Origin of the sequence: Pseudomonas sp. 21LCFQ02 (genome assembly GCF_024129895.2) — a bacterium.
Lineage (GTDB): Bacteria > Pseudomonadota > Gammaproteobacteria > Pseudomonadales > Pseudomonadaceae > Aquipseudomonas.
Genome location: NZ_CM178749.1, coordinates 5,721,494 through 5,742,980 on the forward strand (window position 1 = coordinate 5,721,494; position 21,487 = coordinate 5,742,980).

The window sequence follows — 21,487 nt, forward strand, 5'->3', positions numbered from 1 at the left end:
GGCAGTCCTTGCAGTACAAGCGTTGCGAGGCAAACAACGATTCAGGGAATATATCGGTAGCGTCTGGCTTTGCATTAACAGCCAGTCGTCGGTTTAATCGTGATAACGCTGGCGGCACTGCCGTCCTGATTTTGCCAGAACGCAAGTTCGTTGAACTGGGCGAACAGGTCAGGAGGCAAAACGGTACGTCGTTTCTGCAGTTCTACCTTGCTGCGCACGGTGTGCAGACCGTGTACGCCCAGCGCTGCGTCGAACTGTGCCGCCTCATAACTGACAGCCTCGAAATCGTGGTCAAACAACGGTTCATCGATGAATGAATACAGCAGTGGCATGACCTTCTGAGGTGCCTGGGCCAGCAAATCGTAGTCAATGATCAACAGTCGACTGGCGTACTCGCCGTAAAACGCTTCCTTGAGCGCCGTCCACGGGTAGCCGACCAAGCGGTTGCGCTGGCCCAACGTTTCTACCCGGCTGTAAACGGTATTGCGCTCGACACCATCGCCGAACAAACGAGTGATTTCATACGGATTGGCGCGAAAACGACGCTCCAGGCTGTCCATGACCCATGCCACATTGCGCACACAGGCAATCACTTTGGCCTCGGGAAATTGCTCAGCCAGCAAAGGCATGCTGGCGCTCCAACTGCGATTGGTGTCGAAAATCACCTGCTTGTCGGATTTGTCCGCGTAATACGCATCAAAAACACCACGCACGAGTCGTTGCCGCTGAGGCTGGCTAAGCATGCTACCCAGCTCGGTACCTGCGCCAAAATGGGTAATCAGGTTATTGACCAATATGCCGACCGGACTGGTCATGCCTGCATGAAAGCGTGGATTCTGCAGCAATAGCGCAGACAGGAGCGTAGAGCCCGAACGGGGTAACCCGGTAATGAAATGATACTTCTGAGCAACGACGGCCATGGCGATATCCTTGTCGCGTCAGGGGCTGACGGGTGATTTGATCAGCACCGTACCGCTCATGCCTGCAATCAGTTCGGGAAAATGCCCATCAATAGTCGCCACCAGCTTGACAGACTGGCTGACTGGATCGACCCGGGCGCCGATACGGGTAACCTTGGCCGGGTACTGCCTGGCAGTTTCGTCAACGTTCAACTGCAAAACGGTGCCCACCTTGAGCCACGCCAGCCAGCGCGACGGGGCAAGGAATTCAACCTCCAGCACACTGTCATCGAGAATGTCGAGAATCGCCTGGCCGGGCTGCGCAAATTGCTGCTCGCGCATTTTCTGCTCGACCACACGACCATTGAACGGCGCGGTGATGCTGCACTTGCCGAGCATGGTGCTCATCAGCGACACATCAGCACGGTTCTTCATGACCTCGGCTTCAGAAACCTGCAACTCCACCTGGCCGATGGAGTTCAGTTCATTGAGGCGCTTGTTGGCGCTCCAGGTCTTGTCAGCGGCGCTCAGCCCGGCGCGGGCCTTGTTCAACTGCGCCTGCTGCAACGAACAATCAAAACCGACCAGTGTCTGGCCCTTCTTGAACGCACCGCCTTCGGACACCGGAAGGCTGCTGATCTTGGCGCCGATTTCTGCCGCCAAGGTGGTGAACTGACGCGGCGCCAACTGGGCGCGGATATCTCGCACCTCAGTGCCCGCCGTTGCAAGGGTAGACGGCATGGCGGCAGGATCGGCCGCCAGCGCCACAGGCAAACAGGCCAGTCCAGTGATCAGACCAAGACCCTGCAACAGATTGCGATGGATCATTTGCCGGCCTCGACGGCTGGCGCCGCCAGTTGCCCCTGGTTCCACTGCGCCAACGAGGCGTGCACTTCTTGCTGCAATTGCGCCAGAGGCACTTCGTTCAGATTACCGATGGCCGGTTCCATGCCCAATGTGGCCTGCAGCTTGCTGGCGGCAGCATTGGCCAATGCCATGGCCTGATAACGGCGTAGCTGGCTGAGAATCGCGGAGGTATTGCTGGCAACCGTATCAAGCGCACCCACCGCCTGGGCTTGAGCACGGTTGGCAGTTTGCTGGTTGAGGCGGTCGTCAACTTGCCAGATAGCGTCGGCACGCTGGAACTGCTGCAGGGCATTGGCATATTGCAGGCGAGCGATGTGCACTTGAGCCAGCACGGCCATCTGAGTCGCCACACGACGCTGGTCGGCAACAGCAATGCCGGCCTTGGCCAAACGCATCTGCGCCGGGGCACTGAGAATATTCAACAGGTTGAAGGAAAGCTGGGCCCCCGCCTCGTTCCAGTTGTTATTGATCAGGTACTTGTCCGAATCGTGACGCAAGCTGTAGTTCAGGCTGAGATTGGGAAACAGCCGCAGCAGGGTTTTGCGGGTTTCCTGGCTGGCAATACGCGTGTTGTAGTTCTGCTCGCGCAACAGGGCATTCTGCTCCAGCGCATGGGCTTCAAGCTGCTCAACCGGCAGGTCCAGCACGCGCTTGTTGAAGGTTTCGGCGGGTTCTACCACGGTCAGATTGGCGCCGAGCGGTGCGTTGATCAACGCCGCCAGCTCAACCTTTGCAGTGCCCAGTTCCTGTTCGATGGCTTCCAGCAGGCGCAGGTTTTCCAGCACCTGACGCTGGTAGCGCAGCGACTCGACCGGCGAGCGCAAGCGCTCGGTCTCAGCCTGACGGGCATCAGCCAGTGCTGACTCGGCCAACGCGGTGGACTGCTTGACTGAAGCTTGCAGCTTCTGCGCACTGGCGGCACGCCAGAACGCGCTGCGCACGTCCTGCACCAGCACGTGCATGGCCTGACGGCGACGCTCGGAGGCGATCAGCACGCGGTCTGCGTTCTGCTTGGCTTCGTAGTACGACAAGCCAAAATCCAGCACGCTCCAGGTCAGACCCAGATCGCTGGTGGCATGTTGCTTGTCGCTGGAAATATAGGGGTTGGCCAGCGATGGTTGGCCAGTGACCGAATCCACCGCCCGGGTGGTGGCGTACTCACTGCGACGGCTGTAGCCAGCCGCGGCGATCATCTTCGGCAGCATGTCGAAGTTACCGACATCGTACTGGCTCATCGCGAGCGCCTGTTCCATCTCTCGGGAACGGGAGTCGAGGTTGTACTTCAAAGCACGGGCAATGGCTTCGTCGAGTGTCAACGGGCCAGCAATGGCGGGAACGTTCTGCCGGGCAGTGAGCGTATCCTGATGGACTTGCTCCTGCAGCGCACCGCGTTCCAGCGGTTGTGGATCGAGGCTCATACATCCCGTCAGCAGCAGCACGCCTGACACTGTGCCGGCTTGCAACACAGTGGCGACATGACGGTTGAAAAAGCTGGCGCCGGTGGTGTTGGTCTTGATGTTGCGGACAGACATAGGTGGTCCTACCTTCCCTTATGAATACGTAATACACGCATCGCAGCTGGCAAAATCAGTGGTCATTTGATGGGTTTGACCCATCCGTGCAATATCTTTCCGTCGAGCACATACAGCACCCTGCTAAATGACACTTTGACCAGCAAAGCGGCACAGGTAGAACCTTTCAACAGGCCAGGCAAACCCGACTGCAGAATCTAGCGCCAATGAGACGTGAACGGCATAGCTGACACAATTGCATCGGCCGCGGGAACCTTTTCTTTAGTGAGCTGTATCGCTGTGTATTTATCCACCTCCGACAGGGTGAGTGTCAATTAGCCACCCCAAAAAAAGCAGTCTGCCGCCCCCCTCAATTAAAACGAAATAAAAGCTTGCAAAAACTGTAGCCTTTATGAACTATGTTTCAGCGTAAGGAACGGCCACTGGCCATGAAACATCTCTCGTGTTGCTCATCAAGGATTGATTTGATGGTATTTCCAGCACTCCCTCAGCATGCGCTCTTCCTTCACGCTTCGCCTCGCTCGCCACTCTTCTTAATCATCCGATATTGACTCCCGGCAATGCCTGACCTCAGGCCGTCGGCGCACGTTTTGTTGTGCGGTTTCAGATCCACGCCCGCGATTTTCAAACCTCTTGACCATAGAAATCCAACCGATCGGGACTGTTACTGACACCGACGGTCGATTGTGTAACGAGTGAATCAAAAAGGAGATGTTATGGATGTTTTCGTTGGGTCTATTTACATGTGGGCAGGCATTCGCATCCCCACCGGCTGGCATCTTTGCGATGGGACAACACTCAAGATTCAGGACTACCAAATCCTGTATTCTCTGATCGGCACAATCTATGGCGGCGATGGCGTCACGACCTTTGGATTGCCTAATCTGGTCGACCGCTTCCCCGTGGGCTCTGCAACGCCCCCCGATGCTTCGCAGCTGCAAAAAGGGAGCGCAGCACAAGCGACTGTGCTCAAAACCACTGCGGTACTGGCTGCCAATAATCTGCCCGAGCACACCCATCCGGCCACGATGTCGCTGGCCAACCTGTCCGGCAGCACGTCGATAAGCCTGGGCACCGGTACGACCGGCGGCGTGCCTCTGGCCAGCGCCAATGCTGTGCTCACAGGCACCTCAAACAATCCGGGGGCTGCGGCCATCTACCAGGCTGCCCCACCCGCGTCAGGCAGCACTGTCACTCTGGGCGGAGTCAAAACCGAGATATCAGACGTCCCCAAGGTCACCGTGGGTAATAACGTCGGCGGCGCGCCAATTCTGATAGAGAAGCCAGTCAGCAACCGTCCGCCGTCGGTCGCAATCAACTACATCATCTGCCTTGAAGGCCTTTATCCGAGCAGACCCTGAGAGCTTGCTCCAGAAATTACGTAGCCACTGAATTTATCAATTAAAACAAAGGCTAAGTCACTAGCCTTCATGTGAGAACAGATCGATGGATGCTTTTTTCTACGGAACGATCCTTCCATGGCCAGTTGGCTACCCCCCCCAGGGCTGGATGTACTGCCGCGGCCAGTCCTTGCAAATCCAGCGATACGCTGCGCTCTACTCATTGATTGGCACCAAATACGGCGGTGACGGGACGACCACGTTCAATCTTCCCAACCTTTCTGGCAATTTTCCGGTCGGCGCCACAACAATTGGCACCGTCGGCGTCGCCAGCGGCGCACCAACCGTCACATCCAATCAGATGGCTGTGCTCACTGCCAACCAGGTACCTCCCCACACCCATACGGCCACAGGGACCGTTACCGGCCTGACCGGCACCACGTCCATCACTGCAAGCACGGCGAACACCGGTGGTGCCATGGTCCCAGCCGATCAGTGCTCACTCTGTGGCACCGGCGGCACCGGCTTTACCGGCAACCCCTCGGCAGCCATCTATCTGGATAAGAGTGTCACGCCGACCAAACCGGTGAACCTGGGCGGCGTGCAGTCGCAGATTTCGGGCGGTGAGGTGACATTGCAATTGAACAATACGAATACACCGGCCCCTTTTGGCACACCAGTCACATTACCTTCGGTACCGCCTTACCTGACGTGCGATTTCATCATTTGCGTGGACGACGGCATTTACCCGAATTTCAACTGAAAAACGGGTCAATGACCAGTACAGCACCTCGTACAGAACGAACGTCAAGGCAAGCATTCAACCGGACAACGTCCGAAAGGAAATTCCATGGAAGCATTCATCGGTACCATTCTACCCTGGCCTCTGAACTGGGCTCCAAAAGGCTGGATGTTCTGTGACGGCAGTAGCTTGCCCATCCAGCAAAATGCCGCTCTTTACAGCCTGTTGGGCACTCGGTATGGCGGCGATGGCCAGACCACGTTCAAGTTGCCGGACCTGCGCAAGGCAACGCCAATTGGTGTGAGCGGCACCCCGCTCAACGGGCAGGACATCTCAAAACTTGGCGCCAAGGGCGGTAATCTGTCGTCGTCCACCACAACCACTGCCGTACTTACAGTGGCCCAGTTGCCTGGACATATTCACCCGGCATCGGTCGAGATCAATGCCACGACCACCGTTCAGGTAGGCACTGCACTTACCGGTGGCGCCTTAGTGCCAACCCAGGACGCTGTCCTCACCAGTACGACCGCAGGGCAGACCAACGCCGCCGCAATCTACTTGCCATCGACAGCGACGCCTGTGGCACCAGTAACGCTTGCCGGAGTCAAAACCCAAGTGGTCAATACTGCGACCGGCAAAGTGACGGTCGACAAAAATATCACAACCAATGCCCCTGTAACGCTGGCATCAACGGCCGACATGACACCGCCGTACCAGACACTCAACTTCATCATCTGCTTGCTCGGTATCTATCCCCCACGCAACTGAACCTTGCTCACGCCCTCGCTGATCCGGGGGCGTGTATCGCCGGCCCGACATTCTCGACAGAGTCGACAAAATGCCCAACTCCCTTTACGCACCCGGCATGCGAGAAGCCATGGCGGACGATCATGCGTTTCTCAAAGCCCTGTATCGTAGCAGCCGCAGCGATCTCGCCATGCTGGCTGAAAACCCTGTGCTTGAACCGTTACTGGACATGCAACAACGCGTGCAAGAGCAGGGCGTACAGCGTGAATTCCCTGACGCACGTCATTGGCTAATGCTGGACCAGGAGGAACCTGCCGCACGGCTGATCCTCGACACCAATCATCAGCGCCTGCATGTCATCGACATTGCTGTACTGAGCCCCTGGCGTAATAAAGGCCTGGGCACCCGACTATTGCGCTGGGCGCAAAATCAGGCAGCCGAGGCTCATTTGCCGCTGGAACTACGCGTACAACACTCAAACACATCCGCGCTACGCCTTTATAAGCGGCTGGGCTTTCGAGTAGTGGACAGTGATGAGCTATCGCAGCGTATGCGCTGGCTGGCCGACACATGAGCGGTTCTGACTACCCCTGTCGCTACCTGAAGCTGCCGCTGAGCTTCGATACCAGCGAAATGGAGCAGCAAATTCGCGCCCTGCCTCAGTCACGCTGGATCAGCCACATGAACACTGGTACGTACGAAGGAGACTGGCAATGCTTGGCGCTGCGCTCGATCAATGGCGAGGCCGACAACATCATGGCAGTGGATGATGCCAGCTACCAGGATACCGAAGCCCTAGCACAATGCCCCCTCGTGCAGCAGGCTCTGGCTCGTTTTGACTGCGAAAAACTCTCTGTGCGCCTGATGGCTCTGGCACCAGACGCACATATCAAACCCCATCGTGATCGCGGCGGTGCCTTCGAGGACGGCATTGCCCGCTTGCACATTGCATTGCAAACCGGACCGGAAGTGGTGTTTGTCGTTGAAGACGAAAGTGTCCATTTCAGCCGCGGCGACACCTGGTACCTGAACGCAGCCTGCACTCATGCCGTTTACAACCGCAGCCGGCAACCCCGTGTTCACCTGATGCTCGACTGTGTGGTCAATCCCTGGCTGGAGCGCCTGTTCGTTGCCAGCGGATTTGTTGCTCGTGACCCCGGACCTTACGGCGACCCGAGCATCTGCCATGATAATGCCTTGAAGATCATCGCCAACCTGCGGGCACTGCCATCACCCGCAGGCCTGGCGATGGCACAGCGCCTGGAAAAAATCTATCGTGCCCGATAATCACCAGCCCGACCGCCCAATTTTCGCCCCTGCGTACAAGCATTTGCTACGAGCTGTGGAGCAACAGCCTGAGTCGCTGCAAGGCTGGTACCCGATACTCATCAGGACTGCACCGGCTGGGGTATGGTGGCGTCATCTCGGAACGCTGCGCTTTGACGACCCGTTTTTCATTGAAACGCTCAATCGCCAGCCTTTCGATCAACGCCAACGCTGCTTAACTGATTTTTCAGTCCTGGATGAGCTATCTGACGGCATGCCCCTGAGTGCGCTGGTATTTCACGTTTCACGCTGCGGCTCGACCCTGCTCACCCAGATGCTGGCAACCCTGCCGCAATGCGTGGCGCTATCCGAACCGCCAGTGATCGACTCTTTGCTTTATCAATACCAGCAAGGCGCTCTTGAGCGTGAGAGTTGCATTAACCTGCTCCGCGGCGTGGTCCGTGCATTGGGCCAACGCCGCACTACGCAGCAACAGCATCTGGTGATCAAGCTCGACTGCTGGCACCTGCAACACCTGCAAATCCTGCGCGAAGCCTTCCCGGATGTTCCTGCTCTGTTTCTCTACCGTCAGCCGTTGCAGGTCATGGCCTCACATCAGCGCCAGCGCGGCCCGCAGATGCTGCCCGGCATGCTTGACCCTGCATGGGTACAGGCATCGGACGATCTTTTGCCGGGCAATCTGGACATCTACTGCCTGCATGTATTGAACCGCTTCATGCAGACCGCACTGACAGCGGCAGAACAGGGCCAGCTTGTACCGGTGAATTACGCCAGCCTGCCCGACGCCGTACCCGACCGTCTGTTACCGCTGCTGGGTATCACACTGGATACCGACCAGCGGGCCAGCATGCTGGAAAGAACCCAGCGGCATGCCAAAGGCAGCGAGCCGTATCGAGGCGATCCGCCCTCTGTCACCTGCTGGGGCGAGGCGCCGGATGCTGATTTACTGCAGCGTGCCCAAGCGCTATACGACGCACTGAACGCCCTAAAAGTGGTGTAGAAGACCAGCAAGCAGCCAGACACTGCCGCCTCCTTATAACCGATTGATCTAAAACTCCCGCTCCTGCTCCGGGTCAGTTTCAGAGTGACCGCCTTCGCGATCACCCTCCCCAACGGAAACCCGGTAAGGACTTATGTGCGGAATTGCAGGCGAACTTCGTTTTAACCATCAACCGGCGGATCTTGCCGCCATTGAACGTATCACCCATCACATGGCACCTCGCGGCCCGGACGCCTGGGGCTTTCATAGCCAGGGGCCGATTGCCCTGGGGCATCGACGGCTGAAGATCATGGACTTGTCGGACGGCTCGGCGCAGCCGATGATCGACAACCATCTGGGCCTGTCGCTGGCCTTCAACGGGGCCATCTATAACTTTCCGGAATTACGCGCCGAGCTTGAAACGCTGGGCTACGCCTTCCATTCCGGCGGCGACACCGAGGTGCTGCTCAAGGGCTATCACGCCTGGGGCAAGGAACTGCTGCCCAAGCTCAACGGCATGTTCGCCTTCGCAATCTGGGAACGTGACGCCAAACGGCTGTTCATTGCCCGCGACCGACTCGGCGTCAAGCCGCTGTACCTGTCGCGTACCGGCGAGCGCCTGCGCTTCGCGTCGAGCCTGCCAGCGTTGCTCAAGGGTGGCGACATCAGCTCGCTGCTCGACCCGGTGGCGGTCAATCACTACCTGAACTTCCACGCGGTGGTGCCGGCACCACGCACACTGTTGGCCGGGGTGGAAAAGCTGCCGCCAGCCAGCTGGATGCTGATTGATGCCCAGGGCAATACCGAGCAGCAAGTCTGGTGGACGCTGCCTTATGGCCCGCATGACGACGAGCGCGATCTGAGCTTTGAAGACTGGCGCGAGCGGGTCCTGGACAGCACCCGTGAAGCGGTGGGCATCCGTCAGCGTGCAGCGGTGGACGTCGGCGTGCTGCTGTCGGGCGGCGTGGACTCCAGCCTGTTGGTTGGCCTGCTGCGTGACGTGGGTGTCGAAGACCTGTCGACCTTTTCGATCGGTTTCGAAGATGCCGGTGGCGAGCGCGGTGACGAGTTCCAGTACTCTGACCTGATCGCCAAACACTACGGCACGCGCCATCATCAGTTGCGCATTCAGGAAAGCGAGATTATCGAACAATTGCCAGCGGCCTTCCGGGCCATGAGCGAGCCGATGGTCAGCCATGACTGCATCGCCTTTTATCTGTTGTCCCGGGAAGTCGCCAAACACTGCAAAGTGGTCCAGAGCGGCCAGGGCGCGGATGAGCTGTTTGCCGGTTACCACTGGTATCCGCAGGTCGATGGTGCAGCCGACCCGGTTGCCGCTTACCGCGCAGCATTCGTCGACCGCAGCTATGAAGAGTACGCCGCCACCGTACAGCCTAAGTGGCTGGTCGATCACGACGCTGCGGGTGAGTTCGTGCGTGACCACTTTGCCCGGCCAGGTGCCGAGGCGGCAGTGGATAAAGCGTTGCGGCTCGACAGCACAGTGATGCTGGTCGATGACCCGGTCAAGCGGGTCGACAACATGACCATGGCTTGGGGTCTGGAAGCCCGTACCCCGTTTCTCGACTATCGCCTGGTCGAACTGTCGGCACGAGTACCGGCGCGCTTCAAGCTGCCCGACGGCGGCAAACATGTCCTCAAGGAAGCGGCCCGCCTGGTGATTCCGGCCGAGGTGATTGACCGCAAGAAGGGTTATTTCCCGGTACCGGGCCTCAAGCACTTGCAGGGTAATACCCTTAACTGGGTGCGCGAGCTGCTGCTCGACCCGAGCCAGGATCGCGGCCTGTTCAACCCGGCAATCATCGACACGTTGCTGACCAACCCCAAGGACCAGCTCACCCCGCTGCGCGGCTCCAAGCTGTGGCAACTGGCAGCCCTGAACCTGTGGCTGAGCGAACAAGGACTCTGATCGATGAAACCCCATGCAACGGCTTACAGCCAGCGACTGTTGCGGCGCCAGTCGCCGTCCTACGAACGCCTGCAGGCGCGCTTGGCCGAAGACGGCGGCCAGCCGGACAGCGAGCCACTGGCCCTGCATTGCGGTTGGGGGCGGCTGCTGATCGGCCACACCTACCCGGAGCCGGCGGCGCTGGCCCAGGAGCTGCTCAACGAAAAATCCGGCGAGCGCGATATCGCGCTGTATGTGGCTGCGCCGCAGCAGGTGCTGGCCCAGGCGCCCCAGCAGTTATTTCTTGATCCTTCCGACACGCTGCGCCTGTGGTTCAGCGACTACCGGCAGGCGCATCGGGTGTTTCGCGGTTTCCGGATTCGTCGGGCCCAGAGCGAGGCCGACTGGCAGGCGATCAACAACCTGTATCTGGCTCGCGGCATGCTGCCGATTGATCCTGAATTGCTGACCCCACGCCATCAAGGCGGCCCGGTGTACTGGCTGGCCGAAGACGAAGGCAGTAATGCGATCATTGGCAGCGTCATGGGGCTTAATCACCTCAAGGCGTTCAACGACCCGGAAAAAGGCAGCAGCCTGTGGTGCCTGGCGGTGGACCCCAACTGCAGCCGTCCGGGGGTCGGCGAAGTGCTGGTGCGCCACCTGATCGAGCACTTCATGAGCCGCGGCCTGAGCTATCTGGACCTGTCGGTACTGCACGACAACCATCAGGCCAAGGCGTTGTACGCCAAGCTGGGCTTTCGCACCCTGCCGACCTTCGCCATCAAGCGCAAGAACGGCATCAATGAAGCGCTGTTTCTCGGTCCTGGTCCGCAAGCAGAGTTCAACCCCTATGCGCGGATCATTGTCGAGGAAGCACATCGACGGGGTATCGATGTGCAAGTCGATGATGCCGATGCCGGGTTATTCACCCTGAGTTACGGTGGCCGTCGGGTGCGTTGCCGCGAATCGCTCAGCGACCTGACCAGCGCCGTGAGCATGACCTTGTGCCAGGACAAGAGCCTGACCCATCGCGCCTTGAAAGCCGCTGGCTTATGCCTGCCCGCGCAAGTGCGCGCCGGCAGCGCCGACGACAACCTGGCGTTTCTCGAAGAGCATGGCCGGATCGTGGTCAAGCCCCTCGACGGCGAGCAGGGCCAAGGCGTGGCAGTGGACCTGCGCAGCATCGAAGAAGTACAGCAAGCCATCGAGCGTGCCCGGCAGTTCGATACCCGGGTCATTCTGGAAAGCTTCCACGAAGGCCTGGACCTGCGCATTGTGGTGATCGGCTTTGAAGTGGTTGCAGCGGCGATCCGCCGCCCCGCAGAGGTGGTCGGTGACGGCCGCCATACCATCAAGCAGTTGATCGAAGCCCAGAGCCGCCGCCGCGCGGCGGCAACCGGTGGAGAAAGCCGGATCCCCATGGACGAGGAAACCGAACGCACGGTGCGCGATGCCGGTTTCGCTTACGACGATATCCTGCCCATGGACCAGCGTCTGGCCGTGCGCCGCACCGCCAACCTGCACACCGGCGGCTGCCTGGAAGATGTCACAGCGATCCTTGACCCGGTGCTCAGCGACGCCGCCGTGCGCGCGGCACGGGCACTGGATATTCCGGTGGTCGGCCTGGACCTGATGGTGCCGGCCGCCGACCAGCCCGAGTACGTGTTCATCGAGGCCAATGAACGGGTCGGGCTGGCCAATCATGAACCACAACCCACCGCAGAACGCTTTGTCGATCTACTCTTTCCCCATAGCCTTCCAGCTCATAGTTGAAACACAGCTACAAGCACCAGGTTGCAAGCTGCAAGCCATATCCACTCCGGCTTGCAGCGTGTAGCGTGTAAGCAGTAGCTGCTCCAGAGGAGCCCTCCATCATGTCTAATGCAACCATCCCTGATCCGGATCTGAATTACCTGCAGAAAGTCCTGCTGGAAATGCTCGCGATTCCCAGCCCTACCGGCTTTACCGACACCATCGTGCGCTATGTCGCCGAGCGCCTTGAAGAACTGGATATTCCTTTCGAGTTGACCCGGCGTGGCACCATTCGCGCCACCCTCAAGGGCCGCAAGAGCAGCCCGGACCGCGCGGTGTCGGCCCACGTCGATACCATCGGCGCCTGTGTCCGCGAGGTCAAAGACAACGGCCGTTTGAGCCTGGCGCCGGTGGGCTGCTGGTCGAGCCGCTTTGCCGAGGGCAGCCGGGTCAGTGTGTTCACCGACACCGGCGTGATCCGTGGCAGCGTGCTGCCGCTAATGGCCTCCGGGCACGCCTTCAATACCGCCGTGGACCAGATGCCGGTCAGTTGGGATCATATCGAACTGCGCCTGGACGCTTACTGTGCGACCCGCGCCGACTGCGAGTCGTTAGGTGTGGGCATCGGTGACTACGTCGCCTTTGACCCGCTGCCGGAGTTCACTGAAAGCGGCCACATCAGCGCCCGCCACCTGGACGACAAAGCCGGTGTAGCTGCCCTGCTGGCATCGCTCAAGGCGGTGGTCGACAGCGGCCTGGAGCCGGTGATCGACTGTCACCCGCTGTTCACCATCACCGAAGAAACCGGCACCGGTGCGGCCGGGGCACTGCCTTGGGACGTCAGTGAGTTCGTCGGTATCGATATCGCGCCGGTCGCTCCCGGCCAGCACTCCAGCGAACACGCGGTCAGTGTGGCGATGCTCGACTCCGGCGGCCCGTATGACTATCACCTGTCGCGCCACTTGCTACGGCTGGGCGCCGAGCAGGAACTGCCGGTACGCCGCGACGTGTTTCGCTATTACTTCAGCGATGCCCATTCGGCGATTACCGCCGGCAATGACATCCGCACCGCGCTGATCGCGTTCGGTTGCGACGCCACCCACGGCTACGAGCGCACCCACATCGACAGCCTGGCGGCGCTGAGCAAACTGCTGAGCGCCTACATCCTCAGCCCGCCGGTATTCGACAGTGACGCGCAACCGGCCAAGGCCTCGCTGGAAAGCTTCAGCCACCAGCTGGAGCACGACACTCAGATGGAACCGGAAACCCGCGTGCCGCCGGTCGATAGCCTGATCGGCCAGGGTCGCGAAAGCAGCTGAGCCGGTCTGGCTGCCGCAGGGCATGCATCCTGCCGGGTGCATAACCTGCGGCCCTGCACTATCATCCCCGGCCCTGCCGCGAGAGCCATCCATGCTGATTCCCTTTGAGCAACTCGAACCCGACACCCTGACCCGCCTGATCGAAGACTTCGTGACCCGCGACGGCACCGATAACGGCGACGACACGCCGCTGCAGACCCGGGTATTGCGGGTGCGTCACGCCCTCAGCAAAGGCCAGGCCGTGATTTTCTTCGACATCGAGAGCCAGCAGTGCCAGTTGATGGCTCGCCATGAAGTGCCCAAAGAGTTGTTCGACTGAGCAATCCGGATAATCCCTGAGCCGCTCAGGCTGCCGGCGACTGTTGCTGCGGCTGCGGCTGCGGCTGCTCATCAGGTTCGGACAAGGTCTTGATAATGCGCCGGAACACTTCGGCGCGATGGATCTTGACGTGTTTGGGGGCGTCAAAACCGAAGCGCACCTGATTACCACTGACGCCCAGCACTTGCACGGTGATTTCGTCACCGATGGAAAAGGTTTCGCCTACTTCGCGTGTTAATACCAACATGTTTGTGCACTCTTGCAATCCCGTGAATGGGCAGAGTGCCGCGCGCGGCAGAGTGCTTCAATGTGGCGAAGTAAAATCAGCCATGTCCTGCACACTCGCCGGAATTAGCTGAAGGAAATAACCTACATTGCAGACGCAAACGTCGTAATTACTGCATCGCTCAGCGTCTACGCCAACGTCGCCACACCAGGCTATAAGCCAGGGCATTGATAACCAGCACCACGCTGCCAAGCCATAACTGGTGCTGCATCGTCAAACCCGCCGGATAGATCAGCGCGATCAAGTAATGCTCGACGAAACCGCCGTCATAACCCTGCTGGCCGGCCAGGCTGCGCAGGTGGTTTTCCAGTGGCGTGAGCGGGCAGTACAGGTGCAGAAACTCCACCGCCGCCCCCCAGGCCACCGCAGGCAGGTGGAGCACCGCCAGCCAGGCTTGCGCAGCACCAGCAAACCGCCAAACAGCACAAACACGATGAACAGCAGGTGCACGACCAATACCGCATCGGCCGCCAGACGCATCAACATAACCCCTCCTTTTAATCGGCGGCGAATACGTCACCGGCCGCTGTAAGTTCAATCTTTCACTGCCGCGCACTCGCCGACTTTATACCGCCAGGAAAGTTGCAACTTTCAGACTGGGCTACCCGGTATTTTAACGAAGCTAATTTGTAAAAATATATTCAAAGCGCTTAGAACCTTTATTCAACGCCCAGAGTCGGATTATTCAAGAGGCCACGAGACATGACATCAAGGGTGTCATGAATTCCTCCGGCAATCTTGGCTCCCTTATATTGAAAGAAGGAACTCATCATGGGCATCAGTACAATTCTCATCATCATCCTGATCCTGCTACTGATCGGCGGCCTGCCAGTGTTCCCCCACTCGCGTAGCTGGGGTTACGGACCGTCGGGCGTGGTCGGGACCATTCTGGTCATTCTGCTGGTACTGGTGTTACTGGGCAGGATATGAATGCGCGGCTGGACATCGCGCCGACGGATGTTCAGCCACGCTAAAACCGGCCCCACAAAAAAGCAGCCTGACGGCTGCTTTTTTGTTGTCGCGGTTTAGCTGTCAATCAGTGCGATACCGCACCGCTGGCACCCAGACCGGTTTGCGAACGGACAAACTGTGGCACGAACAGCGCACGCTCATCCTCACCTGCCTTGGACTTGTCGGTGATCGAGAAGAACCAGATGCCCACGAATGCAATGGCAATCGAGAACAGCGCCGGGTACTCGTACGGGAAGATTGCTTTAGGGTTATGCAGAATCTGCACCCAGATGGTCGGGCCGAGAATCATCAGCACCACGGCGCTGATCAAGCCCATCCAGCCGCCAATCATGGCGCCACGGGTGGTCAGGTTCTTCCAGTACATCGAGAGCAGCAGCACCGGGAAGTTGCAGCTTGCAGCGATGGAGAATGCCAGGCCGACCATGAACGCGATGTTCTGGCTCTCGAAGGCGATACCCAGGATGATCGCAACCACAGCCAGCGCGATGGTGGTGATCTTCGACACGCGGATCTCGTCTTTCTCGTTGGCCTTGCCTTTCTTGATCACGCTGGCATACAAGTCATGGGAGACCGCCGAAGCACCTGCCAGGGTCAGACCGGCTACTACAGCCAGAATGGTGGCGAAGGCTACCGCAGAGATAAAGCCCAGGAACAGGCTGCCGCCCACGGCGTTGGACAGATGCACCGCCGCCATGTTGTTACCGCCGATCAACGCGCCAGCCGCGTCCTTGAACATCGGGTTAGTGCTGACCAACAGGATCGCGCCAAAACCGATGATGAAGGTCAGGATGTAGAAGTAGCCAATGAAACCGGTGGCATAGAACACCGACTTGCGGGCTTCCTTGGCGTCGCTGACGGTGAAGAAGCGCATCAGGATGTGTGGCAGGCCAGCCGTACCGAACATCAGCGCCAGGCCCAGCGAGAACGCCGAGATCGGGTCTTTAACCAGGCCGCCCGGGCTCATGATCGCCTCACCTTTAGGGTGCACGGCAACCGCCTGGGAGAACAGCTGGTTGAAGTCGAAGTTGACGTGTTTCATGACCATCAGCGCCATGAACGAAGCACCGGAGAGCAGCATCACCGCCTTGATGATCTGTACCCAGGTGGTCGCCAGCATGCCGCCGAACAGCACGTACAGGCACATCAGGATACCCACCAGGATCACCGCAACGGTGTAGTCCAGCCCAAACAGCAACTGGATCAGCTTGCCGGCACCGACCATCTGCGCGATCAGGTAGAACGCCACCACCACCAGCGAGCCACACGCCGACAGGGTACGGATTTCCATCTGCTTGAGGCGGTAGGAAGCCACGTCGGCAAAGGTGTACTTGCCCAGGTTACGCAAGCGCTCGGCAATCAAAAACAGAATGATCGGCCAGCCCACCAAAAAGCCGATCGAGTAGATCAGGCCATCGTAGCCAGAGGTGTAAACCAGTGCGGAAATACCCAGGAATGACGCCGCCGACATGTAGTCACCGGCAATCGCCAGGCCGTTCTGGAAACCGGTGATCTTGCCGCCGGCGGCGTAGTAGTCCGACGCCGAGTTGTTTTTCTTGGAGGCCCAGTAAGTGATGTACAGGGTGAACACCACGAACGCGACGAACATGACGATCGCCGGGACGTTGAGAGCTTGCTTCTGCACTGCGCCGGTGAGGGCGTCAGCCGCCATCAGTGCGGGTGCGAAAGCGGTCAGCGCAAGTGCCGCAGAGAGACGACGGATCATTGCTGAATCTCCTTGAGTACGGCGTTGTTCAGCTCGTCGAATTCACCGTTGGCACGGCGTACGTAGACGCCGGTCAGGATAAACGCGGTGACGATCAGGCCGACCCCGATCGGCATGCCCCAGGTCACCGTGGACGTTGCGCTCAGCTTGGCGCCCAGAATGTGGGGGCCATAAGCGATCAACAGGATAAAGGCGGCGTAGAGGCTGAGCATGATCGCTGAAAGAATCCAGGCGAAACGCTCCCTCTTGGCCACCAGCTCCTTGAACCTGGGGTTGTCTTGTATCTTTTGGTAGATGCTGTCGTTCATTGTTTTTGTCCTCGCAGCATAGGATGAGATGACACAGCTTCACTTTAGTCAGCTCTTGGAACGACTCCAGACGACCTTAGTATTAGAACGATATTAATTTGTGAGTCTGGAGCCAGGCGAGCCGCACCGTCCGCTGCGAAGCGGCGTCGGCAAATGTCAGGAAAGAGAGATTAGACAGATACCGGTTGCGCTGAGTACCGGCCGTATAAAACGCAAAACCACCCGACGAAGCGCGCCGGGTGGTTTTCGAAAAGGCGGCCCGCAGGCCGCAAAAGGGGAAGTAGTTGTTACTTGCCGGTCCAGGCCGCGACGCGGGCCGGGTTTTTCTCTACCCATTCCTTGGCAGCGACTTCAGGCTTGGCGCCTTCCTGGATGGCCAGCATCACCTGACCGATTTCGTCCTTGGACTCCCACTGGAAGTTTTTCAGGAACGCGACCACGTCCGGGGCTTTCTTTTCCAGGCTCAGGCTGCCGACGCTGTTGACCGTTTCAGCAGCGCCGTAGACGCCTTTAGGGTCTTCCAGGAAGCGCAGTTTCCACTTGGCGAACATCCAGTGCGGCACCCAGCCGGTAACGGCAATGGATTCATTGCGTTTTACCGCACGGGTCAGCTCGGCGATCATCCCGGCACCGGAACTGGCCTGCAGTTTATAGCCGTCCAGAGCGTAGTCCTTGATGGCCTGGTCGGTCTTGAGCATGACCCCGGCACCGGCATCGATACCGGTAATCTTGTTCTTGAAGGAGTCGTCAGTCTTGAGGTCTGCGATGCTCTGGGCTTTCACGTACTCAGGAACAATCAGACCGATGCGGGCATCCTTGAAGTTCGGACCGTAATCCACCACCTGCCCTTTGTACTTGGCGATGTACTCGCCATGGGTGCCTGGCAACCACGCCGAGAGCATCAGGTCGAGTTTGTCAGTGGCCACCGCCTGCCACATGATCCCGGCCGCGACCGACTGCAGTTTGACGTCATAACCGAGCTTCTGCTTGAGCACCTCGGCGGCCACGAAGGTGGTGGCGACACTGTCAGACCAGCCTTCAACGTAGCCAATACTCACTGTCTTGGTTTCAGCAATGGCCAGCGTGGAGCTGGCGGCCAGTACCAGAGCGGCACCCGCCCCCAGAATTTTGCGCATATTCATCATTACTTCCCCGGTAGAGTCCTTGCACCGACCAGCGTCGGGCATTTTTGACGTTGTTTTTCTCAGGACTGCCCACCACGCCCGAATATGGGGCGATGCGCACCCTCCACGTTTCAATAACTCTTGCCGGCAACGGCGCTCACCGCTGCGGCCCATTGATAATCTGCCCCCCCTGCAAAGCGACATGATCTGCCAGCGACCCCTGGCAAGCGGTAAACGACATCACACCGCCATCAACGACATGCACACCAAAATCACGACACCTCGATTGGTTGGCAACTGAAAACCATCCTTAGTGATGCCCCTGCATGGCAGTAGCCGCGCGATTGGCCACTCACCTGAAAATATCGCCAGCGCACCCATTCAGGGCGTCGGTGGAGGGAACACAATGTGTTACCGATACGGGGTCCATGCTGACCCGCAGCGGGTAACACGGGAACACATCGACCCGATGCCGATGCGCAGACTTTCCTGAAAAATCGCAAGCCATTGATTTATAAGGATATTAAAAAGTTGGCATGGGTAGTGCTTTATCTCCTGCACAACAAGAACAAGAAAAACGGCAGCAACCTAATAAAAACAAGACGTACGGATCTGACATAACAAGAACAACACGGGCAGAGACGAAGCCAACAGATTTTTTTGAAGTAGATTCAGCTCCACCGGGTCTTTTGCAAAAGACCACGCAACCAGGCACAGAACAATAAAACTACCTTGAGGTAGCACAGAACTGGTTGGATCGCACTGCTGTGCAGGCAGTCGATTGAAGCGAGTCAGCGCTCAAAAAAATACGTTTGCTCTTGACCTCCATTGAGGTCGCATGAAATGCAGTGAAGGGTGGCCCAACAAAAACAACAACACACCACCCTACAAAAATAAAAAGAGCACGCGACACGACTCAAAAGGGAGCCCATGGCTCCCTTTGTGCTATCTGGCCTTTCACACCTCCCCAACGCGGCAAAGCCGACCTGCATCGCAATTACTACGCTAAAAAGCGCACATTCCTACATGCCTGACTTGACGAAAGGTGTATCGTTTCACCGCCGTTACATGGGCGTTTCAAAAAACGCAGTCAGTTTTTAGAGATGCCCAGAAAGGATCGCGCGCAGGTACGGCACTTTGGCACTATGTCGACGGTCATAGCCTGCGTACCTTTTCTGTACCTCATTCCCAAGGGATTTAGTCATGCTCCGTCTCCTGCGCTTAGCTGCAGTCCTGGGTGGTCTCTGCCTGAGTGCAGCCGCCCTGGCTAAAAACGTCGACCCGGCCACTTATGGCTATCCGCTGACTAACCCATTCGAAGCGACCATCGCCACCACCCCGCCTGATCTGCGTCCGGATCTGCCGTCCGACGACGACATCGATCAGGACGATTTCTATCTCAACCTGCATCCAGAGCGCGAGTTCACCCTGCCTGACAATTTCTGGGCGGTGAAAAAACTGCGTTATCGTCTGGCCCGCCAGGATCATGCGGCGCCGCTGATTTTTCTGATTGCCGGCACGGGCGCGGCGTATAACAGCACCCTCAACGAATACCTCAAGAAGCTGTATTACGGGGCGGGCTACCACGTTGTGCAATTGTCGTCGCCGACCAGCTACGACTTCATGAGCTCGGCTTCGCGTTATGCAACGCCAGGGCTCTCCAAAGAAGACGCTGAAGACCTGTATCGGGTGATGCAAGGCGTTCGTGCCCAGCACGCTGACTTGCCGATTACCGACTTCTACCTGACCGGTTACAGCCTGGGCGCGCTGAATGCTGCGTTCGTCAGCCACCTGGACGAAACCCGGCGCAGCTTCAACTTCAAGAAGGTGCTGCTGCTCAACCCGCCGGTCAACCTCTACACCTCGGTGAGCAACCTCGACAAGCTGGTGCAGACCCAGGTCAAGGGCATCAACAACACCACCACCTTCTATGAACTGGTGCTGGCCAAGCTGACCCGCTACTTCCAGCAAAAAGGCTACATCGACCTCAACGATGCACTGCTTTATGACTTCCAGATGTCCAAGGAACACTTGAGCAACGAACAGATGGCCATGCTGATCGGCACCTCGTTCCGTTTCTCTTCCGCCGACATCGCCTTTACCTCGGACCTGATCAACCGCCGCGGCCTGATCACCCCGCCGAAGTTCCCGATCAGCGAAGGCACCAGCCTGACCCCGTTCCTCAAGCGCGCCATGCAGTGCGACTTCGACTGCTACATGACCGAGCAGTTGATCCCCATGTGGCGTGCCCGCACCGATGGCGGCAGCTTGCTGCAACTGGTCGACCAGGTCAGCCTCTATTCGCTCAAGGACTACCTGCACAACAACAGCAAGATCGCCGTCATGCACAACGCTGACGACGTGATTCTGGGCCCTGGCGACCTGGGCTTCCTGCGCCAGACTTTCGGCGATCGCCTGACCGTTTATCCTTACGGCGGTCATTGCGGCAACCTCAACTACCGCGTCAACAGCGACGCCATGCTGGAGTTTTTCCGTGGCTAAACGTCATTTACTGCTTGCCGCCCTGCTGGCTGCCGGTATGGCCCAGGCGGCCGACCAGACTGAAATATCCCACGCCACCAAGGACCAGGCCACGGTGGTGCGCAACTACGACGAAGACGGCTTCACCCAGCCGCTCAAGTCGCTGAAGTTCAACCCCGGCCTGGACCAGCGAGAGTTCGAGCGTGCCTCGACCAACGCCCTGGAAGTCTATGACCCGCTGGAGTCGTGGAACCGCCGGGTCTGGCATTTCAACTATCGCTTCGACGAGTGGGTATTCCTGCCGGTGGTCGACGGTTACCGCTACATCACTCCAGGTTTTGTGCGCAGTGGCGTAAGCAACTTCTTCAGCAACCTGGGCGACGTGCCCAACCTGCTCAACAGCATGCTGCAGTTCAAGGGCCAGCGCTCACTGCAAACCACCGGGCGCCTGCTGCTCAACACCACCATCGGTGTGGCCGGCCTGTGGGACCCGGCGACCATGATGGGCCTGCCCAAACAGAGCGAGGACTTCGGTCAGACCCTGGGCTTCTATGGCGTGCCGGCCGGCCCGTACATCGTCCTGCCGCTGTTCGGCCCATCCAACCTGCGTGACACCGGCGGCCTGATCTTCGACGTGGCGGCTGAGTCGCAGATCAACTTCCTCAACGTCGCCCAGGTCAGCAGCGACCACCCGGAAATCGTGATTCTGCGCGGCATCGACAAACGCTACGTAACCAGCTTCCGCTACGGCCAGATGAACTCGCCGTTCGAGTACGAGAAAGTGCGTTATGTGTACAGCGAATCACGCAAGTTGATGATTGCCGAGTAAGGCGCGCAGTAACGACAAAGGCCAATCCGGGTGACCGGGTTGGCCTTTTTACTGCGTCGTTCATCCGTGTCGACT

At 58.7% G+C, this 21,487-nt stretch carries 20 protein-coding genes and 1 pseudogene; 13 read left to right on the forward strand and 8 right to left on the reverse strand.

Going from position 1 to position 21,487, the window contains the following annotated elements; translation table 11 throughout:
* Nucleotides 1-74: 74 nt before the first annotated feature.
* Genes NJC40_RS25800 through NJC40_RS25810 form a run of 3 tightly spaced genes read right to left on the reverse strand, consistent with a single transcriptional unit; the run spans nt 75 to nt 3,298 of the window.
* Entirely contained in the window at nt 75-920 is an 846-nt protein-coding gene (locus NJC40_RS25800) for a sulfotransferase family protein (protein WP_253141918.1), read from the reverse strand.
* 18 nt (nt 921-938) lie between these two features.
* Complete coding sequence (locus NJC40_RS25805) at nt 939-1,727, reverse strand: efflux RND transporter periplasmic adaptor subunit (protein WP_253115557.1); 789 nt, start codon at nt 1,725-1,727, stop codon at nt 939-941.
* Nucleotides 1,724-3,298, reverse strand: coding sequence for a TolC family protein (locus NJC40_RS25810; RefSeq protein ID WP_253115555.1), 1,575 nt, complete (start codon nt 3,296-3,298; stop codon nt 1,724-1,726). The genes NJC40_RS25805 and NJC40_RS25810 overlap by 4 nt, the downstream gene beginning before the upstream one ends.
* A gap of 716 nt (nt 3,299-4,014) precedes the next feature.
* Here NJC40_RS25810 and NJC40_RS25815 point away from each other — a divergent pair.
* The 10 genes from NJC40_RS25815 (at nt 4,015) to NJC40_RS25860 (ending at nt 13,689) form a co-directional block, all read left to right on the forward strand.
* Nucleotides 4,015-4,659: a phage tail protein gene (locus NJC40_RS25815; RefSeq protein ID WP_253115553.1), complete on the forward strand. Its 645-nt coding sequence runs from the start codon at nt 4,015-4,017 to the stop codon at nt 4,657-4,659.
* A gap of 85 nt (nt 4,660-4,744) precedes the next feature.
* Nucleotides 4,745-5,401 (forward strand): phage tail protein, encoded by a 657-nt coding sequence (locus tag NJC40_RS25820; protein ID WP_253141915.1) that lies wholly within the window; start codon nt 4,745-4,747, stop codon nt 5,399-5,401.
* 87 nt (nt 5,402-5,488) lie between these two features.
* Nucleotides 5,489-6,148: a phage tail protein gene (locus tag NJC40_RS25825; protein WP_253141913.1), complete on the forward strand. Its 660-nt coding sequence runs from the start codon at nt 5,489-5,491 to the stop codon at nt 6,146-6,148.
* A 70-nt stretch (nt 6,149-6,218) separates the two neighbouring features.
* Nucleotides 6,219-6,701: a GNAT family N-acetyltransferase gene (locus NJC40_RS25830; RefSeq protein WP_253141901.1), complete on the forward strand. Its 483-nt coding sequence runs from the start codon at nt 6,219-6,221 to the stop codon at nt 6,699-6,701.
* On the forward strand, nt 6,698-7,414 hold the full coding sequence (locus NJC40_RS25835) for an aspartyl/asparaginyl beta-hydroxylase domain-containing protein (protein WP_253141898.1): 717 nt from the start codon (nt 6,698-6,700) through the stop codon (nt 7,412-7,414). The genes NJC40_RS25830 and NJC40_RS25835 overlap by 4 nt, the downstream gene beginning before the upstream one ends.
* A 253-nt stretch (nt 7,415-7,667) precedes the next feature.
* Entirely contained in the window at nt 7,668-8,414 is a 747-nt protein-coding gene (locus NJC40_RS25840; RefSeq protein ID WP_253141895.1) for a sulfotransferase, read from the forward strand.
* Nucleotides 8,415-8,547: 133 nt separating this feature from the next.
* Nucleotides 8,548-10,320 (forward strand): N-acetylglutaminylglutamine amidotransferase, encoded by a 1,773-nt coding sequence (locus NJC40_RS25845; RefSeq protein WP_253115541.1) that lies wholly within the window; start codon nt 8,548-8,550, stop codon nt 10,318-10,320.
* Between the two features lie 3 nt (nt 10,321-10,323).
* Complete coding sequence (ngg, locus tag NJC40_RS25850) at nt 10,324-12,072, forward strand: N-acetylglutaminylglutamine synthetase (RefSeq protein WP_045481219.1); 1,749 nt, start codon at nt 10,324-10,326, stop codon at nt 12,070-12,072.
* Between the two features lie 101 nt (nt 12,073-12,173).
* On the forward strand, nt 12,174-13,370 hold the full coding sequence (locus NJC40_RS25855; protein WP_045481221.1) for an osmoprotectant NAGGN system M42 family peptidase: 1,197 nt from the start codon (nt 12,174-12,176) through the stop codon (nt 13,368-13,370).
* 91 nt (nt 13,371-13,461) lie between these two features.
* Nucleotides 13,462-13,689, forward strand: a complete 228-nt coding sequence (locus tag NJC40_RS25860; protein WP_045481224.1) for a YheU family protein — start codon at nt 13,462-13,464, stop codon at nt 13,687-13,689.
* Between the two features lie 25 nt (nt 13,690-13,714).
* On the opposite strand, the gene csrA is transcribed toward NJC40_RS25860, so the two are convergent.
* Nucleotides 13,715-13,936, reverse strand: a complete 222-nt coding sequence (gene csrA, locus NJC40_RS25865; RefSeq protein ID WP_253141893.1) for a carbon storage regulator CsrA — start codon at nt 13,934-13,936, stop codon at nt 13,715-13,717.
* Between the two features lie 160 nt (nt 13,937-14,096).
* Nucleotides 14,097-14,461: pseudogene (locus NJC40_RS25870) on the reverse strand (DUF2784 domain-containing protein).
* Between the two features lie 285 nt (nt 14,462-14,746).
* Here NJC40_RS25870 and NJC40_RS25875 point away from each other — a divergent pair.
* Nucleotides 14,747-14,905: a DUF3309 family protein gene (locus tag NJC40_RS25875; protein WP_084709796.1), complete on the forward strand. Its 159-nt coding sequence runs from the start codon at nt 14,747-14,749 to the stop codon at nt 14,903-14,905.
* Between the two features lie 106 nt (nt 14,906-15,011).
* Here the strand turns inward: NJC40_RS25875 and NJC40_RS25880 are convergent, their stop codons facing one another.
* The 3 genes from NJC40_RS25880 to NJC40_RS25890 all read right to left on the reverse strand — a co-directional run bounded on the left by NJC40_RS25880 (nt 15,012) and on the right by NJC40_RS25890 (nt 18,120).
* Nucleotides 15,012-16,670 carry a cation acetate symporter gene (locus NJC40_RS25880; protein ID WP_253141891.1) on the reverse strand — a complete coding sequence of 553 codons (1,659 nt, stop codon included), beginning with the start codon at nt 16,668-16,670 and terminating at the stop codon, nt 15,012-15,014.
* A complete protein-coding gene (locus tag NJC40_RS25885; protein ID WP_045481235.1) occupies nt 16,667-16,978 on the reverse strand; it encodes a DUF485 domain-containing protein in 312 nt (103 codons plus the stop codon). The genes NJC40_RS25880 and NJC40_RS25885 overlap by 4 nt, the downstream gene beginning before the upstream one ends.
* A 287-nt stretch (nt 16,979-17,265) precedes the next feature.
* Entirely contained in the window at nt 17,266-18,120 is an 855-nt protein-coding gene (locus NJC40_RS25890; protein ID WP_045481237.1) for a glycine betaine ABC transporter substrate-binding protein, read from the reverse strand.
* A gap of 1,185 nt (nt 18,121-19,305) precedes the next feature.
* Between NJC40_RS25890 and NJC40_RS25895 the strand changes: the two genes are divergently transcribed.
* Both NJC40_RS25895 and NJC40_RS25900 read left to right on the forward strand, forming a co-directional pair.
* Complete coding sequence (locus tag NJC40_RS25895) at nt 19,306-20,604, forward strand: alpha/beta fold hydrolase family protein (protein ID WP_045481239.1); 1,299 nt, start codon at nt 19,306-19,308, stop codon at nt 20,602-20,604.
* Nucleotides 20,597-21,412: an MlaA family lipoprotein gene (locus NJC40_RS25900; protein ID WP_045481240.1), complete on the forward strand. Its 816-nt coding sequence runs from the start codon at nt 20,597-20,599 to the stop codon at nt 21,410-21,412. Before NJC40_RS25895 ends, NJC40_RS25900 begins: the two co-directional genes overlap by 8 nt.
* Nucleotides 21,413-21,487: the final 75 nt, after the last annotated feature.

Coding starts and splice junctions, on each gene's coding strand:
- NJC40_RS25835 (WP_253141898.1), top strand. CDS start 6,698: ATGAGCGGTTCTGACTACCCCTGTCGCTACCTGAAGCTGCCGCTGAGC.
- NJC40_RS25815 (WP_253115553.1), top strand. CDS start 4,015: ATGGATGTTTTCGTTGGGTCTATTTACATGTGGGCAGGCATTCGCATC.
- NJC40_RS25895 (WP_045481239.1), top strand. CDS start 19,306: ATGCTCCGTCTCCTGCGCTTAGCTGCAGTCCTGGGTGGTCTCTGCCTG.
- NJC40_RS25875 (WP_084709796.1), top strand. CDS start 14,747: ATGGGCATCAGTACAATTCTCATCATCATCCTGATCCTGCTACTGATC.
- NJC40_RS25820 (WP_253141915.1), top strand. CDS start 4,745: ATGGATGCTTTTTTCTACGGAACGATCCTTCCATGGCCAGTTGGCTAC.
- NJC40_RS25840 (WP_253141895.1), top strand. CDS start 7,668: ATGCCCCTGAGTGCGCTGGTATTTCACGTTTCACGCTGCGGCTCGACC.
- NJC40_RS25860 (WP_045481224.1), top strand. CDS start 13,462: ATGCTGATTCCCTTTGAGCAACTCGAACCCGACACCCTGACCCGCCTG.
- NJC40_RS25800 (WP_253141918.1), bottom strand. CDS start 920: ATGGCCGTCGTTGCTCAGAAGTATCATTTCATTACCGGGTTACCCCGT.
- csrA (WP_253141893.1), bottom strand. CDS start 13,936: ATGTTGGTATTAACACGCGAAGTAGGCGAAACCTTTTCCATCGGTGAC.
- NJC40_RS25805 (WP_253115557.1), bottom strand. CDS start 1,727: ATGATCCATCGCAATCTGTTGCAGGGTCTTGGTCTGATCACTGGACTG.
- NJC40_RS25890 (WP_045481237.1), bottom strand. CDS start 18,120: ATGAATATGCGCAAAATTCTGGGGGCGGGTGCCGCTCTGGTACTGGCC.
- NJC40_RS25885 (WP_045481235.1), bottom strand. CDS start 16,978: ATGAACGACAGCATCTACCAAAAGATACAAGACAACCCCAGGTTCAAG.
- ngg (WP_045481219.1), top strand. CDS start 10,324: ATGAAACCCCATGCAACGGCTTACAGCCAGCGACTGTTGCGGCGCCAG.
- NJC40_RS25880 (WP_253141891.1), bottom strand. CDS start 16,670: ATGATCCGTCGTCTCTCTGCGGCACTTGCGCTGACCGCTTTCGCACCC.
- NJC40_RS25825 (WP_253141913.1), top strand. CDS start 5,489: ATGGAAGCATTCATCGGTACCATTCTACCCTGGCCTCTGAACTGGGCT.
- NJC40_RS25855 (WP_045481221.1), top strand. CDS start 12,174: ATGTCTAATGCAACCATCCCTGATCCGGATCTGAATTACCTGCAGAAA.
- NJC40_RS25810 (WP_253115555.1), bottom strand. CDS start 3,298: ATGTCTGTCCGCAACATCAAGACCAACACCACCGGCGCCAGCTTTTTC.
- NJC40_RS25845 (WP_253115541.1), top strand. CDS start 8,548: ATGTGCGGAATTGCAGGCGAACTTCGTTTTAACCATCAACCGGCGGAT.
- NJC40_RS25830 (WP_253141901.1), top strand. CDS start 6,219: ATGCCCAACTCCCTTTACGCACCCGGCATGCGAGAAGCCATGGCGGAC.